At 61.6% G+C, this 14,640-nt stretch carries 12 protein-coding genes; all 12 read left to right on the top strand.

The annotated features are described in order from the left end of the window. Positions 1–34 precede the first annotated feature (34 nt). Genes ACQ4WM_RS07515 through ACQ4WM_RS07460 form a run of 12 tightly spaced genes read left to right on the top strand, consistent with a single transcriptional unit; the run spans position 35 to position 14,529 of the window. On the top strand, positions 35–364 hold the full coding sequence (locus ACQ4WM_RS07515) for a DUF2190 family protein (protein ID WP_436546042.1): 330 nt from the start codon (positions 35–37) through the stop codon (positions 362–364). After that, on the top strand, positions 364–681 hold the full coding sequence (locus ACQ4WM_RS07510) for a head-tail joining protein (RefSeq protein ID WP_436546041.1): 318 nt from the start codon (positions 364–366) through the stop codon (positions 679–681). The genes ACQ4WM_RS07515 and ACQ4WM_RS07510 overlap by 1 nt, the downstream gene beginning before the upstream one ends. Next, positions 678–1,121 (top strand): hypothetical protein, encoded by a 444-nt coding sequence (locus ACQ4WM_RS07505; protein WP_436546040.1) that lies wholly within the window; start codon positions 678–680, stop codon positions 1,119–1,121. Before ACQ4WM_RS07510 ends, ACQ4WM_RS07505 begins: the two co-directional genes overlap by 4 nt. After that, entirely contained in the window at positions 1,118–1,282 is a 165-nt protein-coding gene (locus ACQ4WM_RS07500) for a hypothetical protein (RefSeq protein ID WP_436546039.1), read from the top strand. The genes ACQ4WM_RS07505 and ACQ4WM_RS07500 overlap by 4 nt, the downstream gene beginning before the upstream one ends. A 3-nt stretch (positions 1,283–1,285) precedes the next feature. Further along, positions 1,286–2,257 (top strand): phage tail tube protein, encoded by a 972-nt coding sequence (locus ACQ4WM_RS07495; RefSeq protein WP_436546038.1) that lies wholly within the window; start codon positions 1,286–1,288, stop codon positions 2,255–2,257. Between the two features lie 40 nt (positions 2,258–2,297). Beyond that, complete coding sequence (locus ACQ4WM_RS07490) at positions 2,298–2,645, top strand: hypothetical protein (protein WP_436546037.1); 348 nt, start codon at positions 2,298–2,300, stop codon at positions 2,643–2,645. 17 nt (positions 2,646–2,662) lie between these two features. Beyond that, positions 2,663–3,007, top strand: a complete 345-nt coding sequence (locus ACQ4WM_RS07485; RefSeq protein WP_436546036.1) for a DUF1799 domain-containing protein — start codon at positions 2,663–2,665, stop codon at positions 3,005–3,007. Continuing rightward, the gene (locus ACQ4WM_RS07480) at positions 2,997–8,672 is read left to right on the top strand and encodes a tape measure protein (RefSeq protein ID WP_436546035.1); all 5,676 of its coding nucleotides are present in this window, start codon (positions 2,997–2,999) and stop codon (positions 8,670–8,672) included. Before ACQ4WM_RS07485 ends, ACQ4WM_RS07480 begins: the two co-directional genes overlap by 11 nt. Continuing rightward, positions 8,669–10,138, top strand: coding sequence for a hypothetical protein (locus ACQ4WM_RS07475; protein WP_436546034.1), 1,470 nt, complete (start codon positions 8,669–8,671; stop codon positions 10,136–10,138). The genes ACQ4WM_RS07480 and ACQ4WM_RS07475 overlap by 4 nt, the downstream gene beginning before the upstream one ends. After that, on the top strand, positions 10,135–12,465 hold the full coding sequence (locus ACQ4WM_RS07470; protein WP_436546033.1) for a hypothetical protein: 2,331 nt from the start codon (positions 10,135–10,137) through the stop codon (positions 12,463–12,465). The genes ACQ4WM_RS07475 and ACQ4WM_RS07470 overlap by 4 nt, the downstream gene beginning before the upstream one ends. 1 nt (position 12,466) lies before the next feature. After that, positions 12,467–13,321, top strand: coding sequence for a hypothetical protein (locus ACQ4WM_RS07465; protein ID WP_436546032.1), 855 nt, complete (start codon positions 12,467–12,469; stop codon positions 13,319–13,321). Positions 13,322–13,323: 2 nt separating this feature from the next. Beyond that, the gene (locus tag ACQ4WM_RS07460) at positions 13,324–14,529 is read left to right on the top strand and encodes a tail fiber domain-containing protein (protein WP_436546031.1); all 1,206 of its coding nucleotides are present in this window, start codon (positions 13,324–13,326) and stop codon (positions 14,527–14,529) included. Positions 14,530–14,640: the final 111 nt, after the last annotated feature.

The following is a 14,640-nucleotide window of genomic DNA, read 5'->3' as shown; positions in this document are numbered from 1 at the left end:
ACGGCGGCACATCACAAATTTCATAGGAGCCATCATGGCCAAGAATTACATTCAGGAAGGCGATGTCCTGCCGTATACCGCAGGCGCCACCGCCATTGTCTCGGGCGCCGTCGTGCTCATGGGCAAGCGCATCGGTATTTCGCTGGCCGATATTCCGGCGCTGGGCGCAGGCAGCATCACCGTTACCGGCGTGTGGGCAGTCGCCAAGCTGGGTACCGACGTTATCGGCCAGGGCGACCTGCTGTACTGGGACGCCGCCAACAATCGCCTGACCGCCACCGCTGACGGCAATACCCTGGCCGGCTTCGCAGCCGCGCCAGCTGGCGCCGGCGTTGCCTTCGTCAACATCAAAATCAACGCCTGATGTTTGACCTCCTCGAAGCACGCATGAACTGCACCGTGCATAAAAAGCTGGCCAACGCCTTGGCGACCATCGGCGCCAAAACGGTGCCGGTGGTTTTCGATGCCGAGTATTCGGCGGCCACGGTCGGCGGCGCGCACATGGGCGCCTCGGCGCCGCAAATGCAGATCATGAACAGTGACGTGCCGGCTGATTTCTCCGGTAGCACCATCCAGATCACCATTGGCGCCAGCGCCCCTGTGACCTGGAGCGTTGCCGAGCGCCGGCCTGATGGTGAGCAGCAGGCTGGCATCACGCTGGTATTCCTGGAGCGTCCATGAACAGCGCGCAGTTCGGCGTGGTCAGCGCCATCCTGGAGCAACTGCGGGTTGAGCCGGCGCTGGCGGGCGGGCGTATTTACCGCTCGCGCACCCGCGCCATCGGTACCGACCAACCCAGCGCCATCGTGGTGCGCATCGAGCGTAGCACCTCCACGCTGGCGCAGGTCATCGGCGGCCCGACCACCTGGGCCACGCTGGTCAACATCGAAAGCTATGCGCGCGCCACCGGCAGCGAACCCGATGCGGTCGCCGACGCGCTGCTGGTGGAGGTATTCGACCGTGTGGCGCTGGCGCCAACCCTGAACGGCGCCGCCATGTCGTTCGAGCCGCTGCCCGGCGACACGCTGTCATGGGAAGTCGACGAACTCGATTCAAAAATAGCCTGCATCACCGCCAAATTCGTGGTGATGCATCAAACCAACGGAAGGACGTTGACATGAATGTTGTAACACCAAAGCCCGCCGCGGCCGCGCCGGTTACGCCGGCGCCGGCACCGGTCCGCCAGGCCGAGCCGAAAACCGGCGGCAGCTACACCCGCAACCCCGCAACCGGTGATCTCGTCAAGAACGCCGCGCCGGCCACGCAACCCCACCAGGAGTAATCCATGTCTCGCCTCATTCGCAATACGGCGATCCTCGCCAAAACGGAACCTGTGTACGGCGTCGACGCCATGCCGTCCGGCGCGGCCAACGCCATGCTGGTCAGCAATCTGAGTATCAACCCGCTGAACGCGCAAAACGTCGAGCGCAATAATATTCGCCCCTATCTGGGCGGCGACGAGCAGCTGGTCGGCAGCCGCTACGTTGAAATGGGTTTCGACGTCGAGCTGGTCGGCGCCGGCACCCTGGGTGCCGCCCCGGCCTGGGGCCCGCTGCTGCGCGCCTGCGGCTTTGCCGAGGTGGTAACCGCCGGCGTGCGCGTCGATTACGTGCCGGTATCGACCGGTTTTGAATCGGCCACCATTTACTGGTACGACGATGGCGTACTGCATAAAGGCCTGGGCACGCGCGGCACCGCCTCGCTCAAATTGACTGTCGGCGAAAAGCCGGTGATTTCGTGCAAATTCGTCTGTCTGCACGGTGGCATGGCTGTCGCCGCAGCACCAACGGTTGATCTGGAAGAGTGGCAAGTGCCTGAGATCGTCATCGATGCCAATTCCGGCAACCTGATCTGGGGCGCCACCCATGCAACGGCCACCGCGCCGGCGCTGGTAGGCGGCGAGTTTTATCCCAGCCAGGGGCTGACCATTGACCTTGGTGCGACCACTCCGTTTGAGTCGCTGCTGGGTGGCGAGTCGGTGCCGATCACCGAGCGCAAGGTCACCGGCGCCGTGCAACTGAAGTTGACGGCCGAGCAGGAAGTGGCTGCCATGGCTGCCGTGCTGGCAACCACCAAAACCAGCCTCGGCCTGATCCACGGCACCGTCGCGGGCAGCCGCGTCTGCGTGTTCATGCCTGGCGTGCAGCGCATCGAGCCGACCAAGGAAGAGCTCAACGGTGCCCGCATGTGCGGCTACAAGCTGCTGATTAATCCTGTTGTCGGCAACGACGACGTCCGCATCACCACCAGTTTTTAATCCAGGGGGCCAATGTGCCCCCGCAATCAGGAAATACATCATGACCAAAAAATACAAAATCGTTGTTGGCAATACCGTTGCAGTGCTGGTGGCCGGTTCCCATACCAACGAGAGCGGCAAGGCGATCCCCTTCAAATTCACCTTGATCTGCAAACGCCTGGATGCGGCAGAGCTGAAAGACGCATTGGCTGATAAAGAAACGCCCGTGAGCGAGTTCGTCACGAACGTGGCGACCGACTGGCGCGACCAGCGCCTGGTGCTGGAAGACGACGACAAGCCGGCGGAATTCTGCCCCGACGCGCTGGAAGCCCTGCTCAATATCAACGGCATGGGCATGCTGTGCTTTACCGCCTACATGAAGGAAGCCGGCGCCAAGGCAAAAAACTAAGTCAGGTCGCGCGCCTGGTGGCGCTCGGCCTGGTGGAATCGGACGAAGACGAAGAACAACGGCGTGAATCGGCCGAAGAAGCGGCGTCAGTAATGGGACTGCGGCTTCGGCGGGCGCCTGTTGTTTGCGAGCCCTTGTACTTGTGGCCCGACAACGTGCGTAGCTGGAACTTGTTCCAGGCCGTCAGCACCCAGTGGATGGTGGGCATGGCAGGCGCCACCGGCCTCTCTTACCCGGGCGTGGAAGTGGTCATGCGCAAGGCGCGCGTCAAACGCCGTGACGAAGAGCGTGTTTTTCATGAAATTCAATGTATGGAGCGGGCGACCTTGAGCGCTTGGAAGGAGAAAACCGATGGCAAATAATGAATCACGCGTCATCATCACCGCCGATTCGGCGCAGGCGATCAGGGAATTTAATCGCCTGCGGACGCAGTCGACATCATCGCTCAAGGATATCGCTTCGTATAGCGACAAGGTCGGCGCGGCCCTCGGTGCAATTGGGCTGACGACTGGCTTGGCAGGCATTGTCAGTATGAGCGACGAATACGCCAAATTTACCTCGCAGCTAAAACTGGCGACTGTGTCGCAGAATGAATACAACGCAGCCTATGCCGATGTGAAGCGCATTGCCAATGCGTCACAGCAGGCTATGGCCGCGACCGGCACGCTGTACGCACGCATTGCCAACGGCACGCGCGAGCTGGGTACCACGCAAAAGCAGGTCGCCGAGATCACGGAAACCGTCAATCTGGCGCTGATGGTCAGCGGCGCGACTGCGACCGAATCCGCATCGGCGCAGCTGCAGCTGTCGCAGGCGTTCGCCTCGGGCACGTTACGAGGCGAAGAATTCAACGCGGTCAACGAAGCCGCGCCACGCCTGATGAAAGCCCTAGCCGACGGCATGGGTCTGCCAATTGGCGCCCTGAAAGGCATGGCCGGCGAAGGGTTGATTACCTCAAAGATCATGGCGGAAGTGCTTCCGAATGCACTTGCTTCACTTCGCGAAGAAGGGAAAAAAATCGCCACGATCGGTGGCGCGCTGACTGTGCTGAAAAACGAATTCATGGAATTCACGGCCGTCAAAGCACAGGCAAATGGCACGGTCGGCCTTTTAACGGGCAGTATTAAATTACTTTCTGATAACCTTAATGTGCTGTTTTCGGTCACGGCCGGCTTGATGACCCTGAAGCTGGCCGGCTACTTCTTTGCTGGCGTGGCGTCCGTGCAGGCCTATTTCGCCGCCAATGCTGAACTTGCCGCACTGCTGGTGGTTGAGCGAGCGGCGTTGATTTCAAAGGCAGAGGCTCTTGTGGCGAGCACCACTGCTGTCGCTGCATCCACTACTGCGAAATTAACCGAAACCCAGGCCACGCTTGCCGGTCTGGTAACGCAAAAGACGGCGTTGCTGGCCGCGCGCGAGTTGGTATTTGCCCAGTACAACCAGGCTAAAGCAAACATTGCTTCCGCTGAGGCCGCAATTGCGGCCGCCTCGGCTGCCGGCGCGTTGAGTTTCGCGCTGCGCGTTGTGCGCACTTCGACGTTGGACTTGGCCGTTGCCGAGCAGGCGCGGACGGTTGCGTTGGCCGAGATGAGCGCATCGAGTATTGCCTTGGGTCGCATATCTGCCCAGTTGGCCGTGGCGACGGCCTCTGTCACCGCTGCGACCGCAGCAGATACGGCGGCAACCGCCGCGCGCACCGCTGCAACCAATGGCCTGAATGGTGCCATTAGCCGCACCGCCATCACCGCCAGCCTTGCATCCAAAGCGCTCGGCTTTCTCGGTGGACCAATCGGCATTATCACAACGCTGCTCAGTGTGGGCGCGGCGGCGTGGGTTTTGTGGGGTAGCAAAGGCAGCGAGGCAGAAAAGGAAGTGACCGCCACTCTGGCGGAAGAAATTGATGAATATTTGGAGAACTTAAACAAGCAGATTGATAAATTGAAGGAGCGCAACGAACTGGTGGGAAAAAAGATGGTCGCTGCTCCCGCCCCTGTATCAGAAGGGGAAAAAAGTCGCGAGAAAATTCTGGCAGAAATCAATTCAATTGGTAAACGCACGGATCTTGATATTGCTACCAAAACGGCGCTGATGGGCGTGTGGGGCGGTCGGCTGAACACCGTCAACGAGGGCATGGAAAAACTGAATGCCGAGCAAGCGCAAAACAAGGCATTTACCCGTGACGCCGATCTCAAGACCTGGTTTGGCCAGAACGGTACGGCAGCACAAAAGATGGCTGCTGAACTGGACGAGCTCAAGAAGAAATTTGGTGAGTTGACGCCCGAAATGGAAAAAATCGTCCGGGCAAAGTATGAAGATAAAGGAATTGCTGCGGCGCTGAACAAAGAACAATCCGCGTATGAAAGCCTGATTGCCTCGATCCGCACCAAGACCGCTGAGAACAATCTCGAGGCCAAAACTGATCAGAACGCGTCGGAAAGCCAAAAGATGCGCATCAAGCTCGATGAGACGATGATCGCTGGCAAGCTGAAGCTGTCGGCCGCACATCAAACCTTGGCAAAGGATGCTTTGGCGGCACTGGAAGCCTCCGAAGCAGCAAAAAAGAAAAGCGAGCAGGAGAAAGACGCACAGGACACGCTACTCGAAAGCACCACAGCGCGGTACGCCTCTACCGCAGCCCTTGCTGCCGAATATGCCATGTACGGCAAATCCAGCGACGCCCGCGCCATCGAAATGATCGCGGTCAAGGCCCAGGCCGACCAGGAAAAATATCTGGTCGACGCCAAGATCAAGGGCCGGATCGTCACCGGCGACCAGATCAAGGCACTCACGGCCGAGAAAGATGCCCGTGTGCTGGTCGAGCAGGCCACGCTGGCACAGACGGCCGCACTGAATTACGCCGCCGGGCTGAAGGTCGACAACGCGAAATTCACCGCCGAATCGATCGCCGACCCAAAGGCGCGCGCCGACGCGCTGCTGAAAATCGACGCCGATATCTGGCGCGAGCGCATCGCCCTGGCCGGCGCCGGCACGGAAGCGCAAAAGCTGCTGCAAACCGAATTCAATACCTGGTACTCGAACCAGTCGATCAAGGTCGTGCTCGACATCGACGTGACGCGCGCCACCGAGGTGCTGAAGATCCTGGAATCGATGGATGCCGCAGCGCGCTCGGCCGCCAGCGGCATGGCCGACTCGTTCGGCTCGGTCGGCGAAGCCATTGGCGGCCTGACCACCGCGCTGTCCGGCTACGCCGTGCAGCAGCAGGCCGTTGCGGCGCAGCTGGCCGCCTCTATTGGCGATGCCAAGGGCGACTCCACCAAGATCGCCCAAGCTCAGGCGATCGCCGCCCGGCAGGGCGCGCAGGCCCAGGTTAAATCGTATGGAGACATGGCCAGCGCGGCGAAAGGTTTTTTCAAGGAAAACAGCACCGGTTACAAGGTAATGCAGACCACGGAAAAAGCCTTCCGTGCTTACGAGATGGCCATGGCCGTCGAGTCGATGGTCAAAAAGATCTTCTTCAAAGAAACTGAGGTAGCCGCCAACCTGACGCTAAACGCTACCAAGCTGACCGGCGAGGCAGCGACGACAGCCGCATCGACTGGCCTGGCCGCGACCGAGGCCAGCGCCTGGGGCATCACGGCCGTGGTGAAAGCCCTTGCCTCGCTGCCGTTCCCGCTCAACCTGGCGGCCGGCGCCGCGACGCTGGCGGCCGTAGTGGCCATTGGCGCAAAACTGATGGGCGGCATGGGCGGCAGCAGCGTCAGCCTGTCCGAACAACGCCAGGCCGCCAACGGCACTGGCTCGGTGCTGGGCGACTCGTCGGCGAAATCGGAATCGATCGCGCACTCGCTGGCCATCATGGAGAAAAACAGCGGGCTGGGCCTGGCGCACACCATTTCGATGGATTCGTCGCTCAAGCAGATGGTGGCCGGCATCGGTAACCTGGGCAGCCTGCTGGCGCGCTCGGGCGTGACTGCCGCCGGCGGTGGCGCGGCAGCTGGCGTGCAGACCGGATCGGTGTCGACACTGGGCAAGGGCGGCCAGCTGGCCCTGTCCGGTGCGGCTACCTATGGCGGCGCGATGGTGGGCGGTGCAGTTGGCAGCGTACTGACAATGGGCACCATCGGCGGCACGCTGACCACGATGGGGGCGATCGCAGGGCCATTGGGCATGGCGATCGGTGCGGCAATTGGTTTTGCGGTGTCTAAATTGTTCAAGACTTCAACCTCGATCAAAGATCAGGGCATCACCGGCACGGCCATGTCGCTCGGTGATGTGGATGCCTTGGGCTTTACCGCCCAGGCCTACGCCGATATCAACACGAAGAAAAAAGCGCTCGGGATCTCGTACAGCAGCAAAAACAGCACGCAGACCGCCGCGCTGTCCGATGAAATGAACGACCAGTTCAGCATGATCATCAGCAGCATGGGTGACACCATCCGCAGTGCGGCCGATGTGCTGGGCTTGGGCGGCGCCGCCTTCAATGCCAAGTTGAATACCTTCGTGGTCGACCTGGGCAAGATCAGCCTGAAGGATCTCAAGGGCGAAGAGCAGCAGAAGGCGTTGGAAACAGCATTTTCGAAGATGGGCGACGACATGGCCAAGTTCGGCGTTGCCGGCCTTGCGCAATACCAGGCGGTGGGCGAGGGCTATCTGGAAACGCTGGTGCGCGTCACCAACGACTACATGCAGGTGTCGGACGTGCTGGCCGTGCTGGGCAAATCGTTCAACACCACCGGCCTGGGCGCGGTCGCGCTCAGCGAAGGCCTGATCGCCGCGGCCGGCGGCCTCGACAAGCTGACCAGCGGCACTGGCTTCTTCGTGCAGAACTTTCTGACCGAAGCAGAGCGCATGGCGCCGATTACCAAATCGGTGAACGATGCCATGGGCAAGTTGGGCTATGCCGACGTGACGACCATGGATGGTTTCAAAGCCGCCGTCTTGTCAGCAGCCGACGGTGCCGCTGTCGGAAAAGCGGGTGCAGCTGAGCTTTATGCTGCACTCCTGCGCCTGGCCGAGCCGTTCAAAACAGCGGCCGACTACACGGCTCAACTTGCGGCGGCCACCGGCGACTATGCCGCTGTGGCCAAAACTGCCAGCGAGATCGCTAACGAGCACCGCGACCTGCAGCAGCAACTCAACGAGCTGACGAAATCCGACACCGAACTGCTGGCCATCCAGCGCGCCGGCATCGCCGACGTCAACAAGGCACTGTTTGACCAGGTGCAGGCCGCCAAGGCAGTGGTATCGGCCAAGGATGCTGTAGCCAAAGCGTATGAAACCGAAGCTGCGGCAGCCAAAACGCTGCAGGGAACGTGGAAAGCGTTTGGCGCCTCACTGGTTGGTATGAACGCCAGTCTGGCCCTGGGCGCCCAGTCCACGCTGACGCCGGAGCAGAAATACGCCGAGGCCCGGGCGCAGTTCGAGAAAACCCTGGCCGCAGCGAACGCTGGCGACAGCACGGCGCAATCCGGACTGTCGGCGGCTGAGCAGGCATTCCTGACGGCCTCGCAGGTGGTCAATGCGTCGGATGCCAAATACGTGGCGGATTACGCCCGCGTGATGGCGGCCAACGATGAGGCCATGCGCTGGGCCAGCACCCAGGTCGACGTGCAGCAGGCCAGCCTGGACGCGCTGACGAAACAAGTGTCGGGCCAGATCACCCTTAACGACAGCGTGCTAACTGTGGCGCAGGCGATCGCAAATCTGCAGGTCGCAATGGGCGTATCGAACGGGCTGGGCGTGGAATTCACGAACCAGCCGGCCGTCGCCGTGCAGGCCGCTATGACCAGCACGCCGGTGCCGGTGGTGTTCGATTCTGCGCGCTATTCGGCCGGTTCCAATGTTGGCTCCGATGCGCTGGTGGCCGAGATCCGCTCGCTCAATACAAAGCTCGATGTGGCGAACGAACAAATCAAAGGCCTGCGCGCCGACCAAAACAAACAGACCGGTGCCGTCGTCCAGGCCACGGTCGAATCGAATGCCAACGCCGCTAAAACGGTGGTGGCCGGCGTTGAGAAAACGGCCAAAACATCGCCCTGGAGACAAACAGTGGAGTATGAAAAATGACGGATGCACAGTTTTTGGCATGGCTGCAGGATAGCGCCGCCGTGCGCATGGTGCTGATCGAGGCTCAGGTGAACGTGGCGGGCATCGAGGTGACGCGGTATATCGCCTCGCGCCTGTACACCACCGGCCCGGCCGATACGCCTGCCAACGTTGAGTACTTGCCGCTGGCCACCGGCGGCCTCGCGTTCACAGAGCAGGTCAGCTTGACCGGTGAGGCTGGGCTGTCGGGTGGCGATATCGAGCTGGACAACGCCGACGGCGCGCTCGATGGCTGGCTCACCGAGGTGTGGTCGAATCGTGCCGTCCGCGTCTGGTCTGGTGACCCGGCCTGGCCGCGCGCCGATTTCCGCTTGGTATTCGACGGCATCATCGCCGACGTGGGCGTGTCGGGCCGTGAATCGATCAACCTGGCGCTGCGCGACAAGCTGCAGCGCCTCAATACGCCGATCACCGAGGCCAAGCTGGGCGGGGCCACGCAGAACAAGGACGCGGTCCTGCCGGTGCCGTTCGGCGAATGCCACAACGTCACGCCGCTGGCCACCAACCCGGCCACGCTGGAATATGGCTTTCTGGGCGCGGTCGAGTCGATCGCCGAGGTGCGGGCGAACGGAAAGCCGGTGGCGGCCACGATCGACAACGGCACCGGCCGTTTCAAGCCGGTCACCAATCCGCTGGCCCAGGTGATCACGGTCAGCGTCCAGGGCGACAACGTGGCCGGCTACGCGCCACGCATCGCCCCGCTGGTGCAGCGCATTGTCACCGGCTACGGCAAGGCGGCTGATCGTTTCACGGCCGCCGATCTGGACCTGGCCAACCTGGCCGCCTTCGACGCGGCCCACCCGCAGCTGGTGGGCCTGTATGTGGCGGACCGGACCAACCAGGCGCAAGCCATCCAGCAGCTGGCGGCCAGCGTGGGCGCGCAAGCGATCATGTCACGCACCGGGCAGCTGCGCCTGGTGCAGGTCGCGCTGCCGGGCCTGGGCGTGCCGGTGGCCATCGGACCTGACCACATGCTCGAGCGCAGCCTGCGCCCGGTGCAGCGCCTGCCGGTGGTGGCTGCCGTCAAAATTGGCTTCGACCAGAACTACACCGTGCAGGCCAGCCTGACGACCAGCATCCCGCCAGAGCATGCCGACCTGTATGCCACCGAGTGGCTGACCGAAACGGTTGTCGACGATGCGGTGCGTGCGCGGTACCGCCTGAGCGACGACCCGGTGCAGATCGATACCTGCCTGAAAACCCGCGCCGACGCGCACGCCGAGGCGGCACGCCGCCTGGCATTGAACAGCGTGCCGCGCACGATCTACGAATTTGACGGAGAACCCGAGATGATGATGCTGGAACTGGGCCAGGCCGTGACCCTGACGGATGCGCGCTACGGCCCGCAGGATGGCGCCCCGGGCGTGGTGGTGCTGCTGTCGCGCTACTGGCTGACCGGCCGCGTGACTGTCGGGGTGATGGTTTGAGCGCGCTGTTGGGCGAGCGCGACCGTCTGATCATGAATACGGTGCCGCGCTATTTTGTGTCGGTGGTGGAGAAGGCAATGCTGCTGCAGGCCAGCACGCCGGTGTTTGCCGTCAGTCGTGCCGGCGCCGCAACGCCGGCGGCGATCACGATCACTGCGGAGCTGGTGAGCATTACCGGGCAAGTGACATTCACCGTATCGCCAGGCGCGACACTGTCCGTCAGCGGCAAGGTGGCCACACTGCAGTTTGCCGACATGGGCGTCGATGTGGCGTTCGTGCAGGCCAAGGTGCTCGACGCTGAGTCCGGCGTGGAATTTCTGCGGTCGGTTGTGGTGAGCAAGGTGTTTGATGGAGCAAATGGTGCTCCCGGTACCAATGGTGAGACTTACTACACATGGGTGAAGTACGGCGATAGCGTATCTGGCGCCGGCCTGTCGGATAGCCCGGCAGGCAAGACGTTCATTGGATTGGCCTACAACAAAGCGACTCCTGTCGAGGGGGAGAATCCTTCTGATTATTCCTGGTCGCTCATTAAGGGCACCGACGGCGTACCCGGTGCGCCGGGCGCCGATGGCCAGACGCTGTACACCTGGATTAAATATGCGGATGTTTCCGATGGCACAGGCATGTACGATGTGCCGACCGCCAACACAATGTATCTCGGCCTGTCATCGAACCGCAACACGCCTGTTGAAAGCACGGTAAAGACCGATTATGTCTGGTCGAAATTCAAGGGCGACCAGGGCGTGCCAGGCACTGCGGCGCCCACGCTCTACACATGGGTGAAGTACGGCGATAGCGCGTCCGGCGCCGGCCTGTCGGATAGCCCGGCTGGAAAGGCTTACATCGGCCTGGCATATAACAAGCCCACTGCGGCGGAGAGCACGACACCCAGCGACTATGAATGGTCGCTAATCAAAGGCACGGATGGCCAGCCAGGCGGCAAGGGCGCCGACGGAGCTACGCTCTACACCTGGATCAAATACGCGGACGTTGCCGATGGCACAGGCCTGTACGATATCCCAACCGCCAACACGCTGTACCTCGGCCTGGCGGTCAATAAGGCAACGTCGACAGAGAGCACTAATAAATCCGACTATGTCTGGTCAAAATTCAAGGGCGACCAGGGCGTGCCCGGCACGACCGGCCCACAGGGTCAGCGCGGCACAAAAACGGTCGCTGCTGCTGGCTATTCCACTTGGTCGGACGCGTCGGCAGTAGCTGAGCTGGCCGCCGCCGGCTTCGGTGCGCCGATCAACCGTGATGTGGTGACTCTGTTCGGCCCGAGTGCCGCCGCGCCGACATTCACCATGACGAAATATTACGACAATGGCAGCTGGGTGGTCGTCAGCACCATCATTGATGGCGGTTTGCTGGTGCGTGGGTCTGTGGCCGCAGCTGCGCTGTCGGTTGACCGGCTATCAGCAGTGTCGTCCAACCTCGGACAGGTAACTGCGGGGGATATCCATGGCGCATCCATGCGGGGTGGCGAATTCACGAGCTACGCGTGGCCAGGGTCAGGTGGGGGGTTTTATTTGGGACCGGAGGGCCTACTGTTCGGCCGTCAGCCAACAGGCCGATATTTCCAAGTCGTCGCGAATGGAGATATTTATTCACCTGGATTTACAGTTATTGAGGGCGTGGCGCGGTTTTATGGCCAATTGATAGGAGCAACCGGCTCGTTTTCCGGAAATGTTGTAACAGGGCTGGCTCCCGGGTTTCGGGTTGAGATGGGACCGGATGATCCGGTATATGCGATGTGGGCCGGCAGTGGCGAAAAAAATGACACCAATGCTATTTTTTTTCTGAAGCGCGATCGTTCGGCTTACTTCGGCGGCGCCCTGACTGGCGGCGTATTGCGTACATCAGTGACCAATCCCACGGTCGACCCTGCTGCTCAGGTGGTTGATGGCCCATTCGGCAGCAATGGCGGCACGATCACGGTAGTGGGCAGTATCGACTGGCAGTCGCGCAGGTCGTCGCTGAATCATTATTTCACCGCCGGCGCCGGCGCCACGCAGGCCGTAATGCAGTTGTATCGAAAAATCGGCACATCGGCCGAGACCTTGGTGCATACCGCCACTGTGCCCGGCAGTCTCAGAATATCGAATCAGGATGCATCTGATGAGGCGTCGACGGCGGACTGGGCCACGTCAGGCTCATTCACATTTACAGATCCCGTCACCAGCACCGTGGAGCGCACCTATCGACTCGTGGTAGCGATCACGTCTCAGGCGGTATCCACGGCGATCAAGCCTGGTGCTGGCGGTACCGGGTTTCAGCCTGCTGCTGCGACGCAGCGCCTGACGGTCATTACATCGGAATAACATGCCAAACCTCCGCATCATCCACGACAACGCAGCCGACCGCGCCGTGCTAACGGCATCGAGCCAGGCCGGCACGCTCTGCCCGGCCAACCTGCAGCGCGACAGCAAGGGCGCCGTGCTGCGCGCCACCAGCTTGACCCAATCCATCACCGCCACCTGGCCCACCCAAGAGTGCATCGCCTGCGTCGCGCTCATTCTCACCAACATGACCAGCGGCGCTCGCATGCGGGTGCGCGGCTACAGCCAGCCGGGCGATGCCGTGCCAGCGTTCGACACGGGCACGATCATGCCGTGCCCCGAGGCGCCGCTGGGCAGCTATCCGTTCGGCGAAATGCCGCTGGGCTGGAATGCGTACAAATGGGGCGGCGTGAACACCTGGGCGCGCGGCGGCGGCAGCGATGCCGTGGCGTGGTTCCCGCCAGTTTTCGTGCGCCGCCTGGTGATCGATGTGTCCTGCCCGGATTTACCGGGCGGCTACCTGGAAATCTCGCGCCTGGTGGCGGGCAATTACTGGTCGCCAGAATGCAACGCATCCTATGGCGCCAGCCTGCAGCCGCAGGACACCAGCGAGGTCTACCGCACCAGCGCCGGTACCGCGAAGACCGCCATCGGCACGACCAGCGACAAACTGAGCATCAACCTGGAGCACCTGACACCGCCTGATCGCGCGCGCCTGATGCGCATCCTGCGCGAGTGCGGCCCGGTGCGCCCGCTACTGTTTAGCCTGTTCCCGGAAAACCCGGACTCGCTACTGGAGCAGGATCACATGCTGTACGGCCGCGTGGCCAACCTCGACGCGGTCAGCACACCGTACTACGAAACCTATTCCGCACCACTCCAAATCGAAGGGATTTAAAAATGGCATCAAAATTTTACGCCGGCATGAAAAACGTGGTCGAGGCGCTCAACGAAATGTGGGCGGCATTTGCAGCTGGGCCGTATAACGCGCTGCCGTTGACGGGGGGCGCGTTGACGGGGACGTTGACGGCGCCATCGTTAACAGTGTATGCCCTCCAGGGCACCTTTGCCGGTACGTCGAGCAGTGGTGGTTGGTACAAGCTGGGGCGGCTGAGTGCGCAAATTTCCGCAGCGGGTCGGATTGTCATTAACGGCTTGCATGGATATAGCGCGTCTGGGGTGGCCGCCAGCACTGCGGGTGTAACAACAATCCATCTTCGCAAAGAAAACGACGGCGTTACGCGCGGATTTTACTATAGTGAAAGTTCGGATTTTCCGGCGGTATTGGGTGCGATTATTGATAGCGCTGGCGACATCTACGTACTTTTGGGGGCGTTTTTTTCGGGAGACGCAGAGGTATTCGGACAGTTTTCTTTTGCACCTGCGTTTGCGTTGTATGGCAGTGTAGCACCCGCAGGGCAGGTTTTGCTCTCGAAACACATCACGTTTTTGAACGAAGTGCCTGTGCTGGCACTCGACCGAAATAACGCGACATTTGTCGCAACCCTCTGGACGCAAGCCGTCAGACCTTCGCTGGATAACGCCTATGACATTGGTCTGGCATCGGTAGCCTACCGCACCATCTACGCCCGCACGGGCACCATCAACACCTCCGACGTCCGTTTCAAATGTCGCTTCCGCAATTTGATTGCTGCCGAGATCGCCGCCGCACGGGACCTGGCCCGCGCCATCGGCATCTATCGCTGGCGTGATGCGGTCGAAGAAAAGGGCGAGGGCGCACGCGAGCACATCGGCCCGACCGTCCAGGCAGCAATCGAGATCATGCAACGCCACGGCCTGGACCCGTTCAATTATGGATTCATCTGCTACGACGCCTGGGAGCGGCAAACCGTCGAACACCCGGCCATTGAAGCGCGCCCGGCGGTACCAGTCAGCGCCGAGGTGCCAGCCGTGCTTAATGACGACGGCAGCGTGCTGGTACCGGCAGTGCCAGCGCAGCCAGGCTATCCGGCCGTCGAGGCGCGCGCCGCCTACACCGAGGTAGTGCTGGAAGCCGGCGACCGCTACGCATTCCGCTACGACGAGCTGGCCATGTTCATTGCAGCCGGCCAAGAGGCGCGCCTGGCGGCGCTTGAGGCCGCTTAACAAATTCCCCGCACCACCCCAACCCGCTTCGGCGGGTTTTTTATTTCCACCATCTGAAAATACTGTCTCACTTTTCCCTAGAAATGAGACAGCCATCGCCGTAATGTCGGC

This window comes from Janthinobacterium longum (assembly GCF_051380735.1).
In the GTDB taxonomy this organism is placed as follows: Bacteria; Pseudomonadota; Gammaproteobacteria; order Burkholderiales; family Burkholderiaceae_D; genus Janthinobacterium.
The sequence above is the reverse complement of the archived record's forward strand: the minus strand, read 5'-3'. Positions and strand labels throughout refer to the sequence as shown.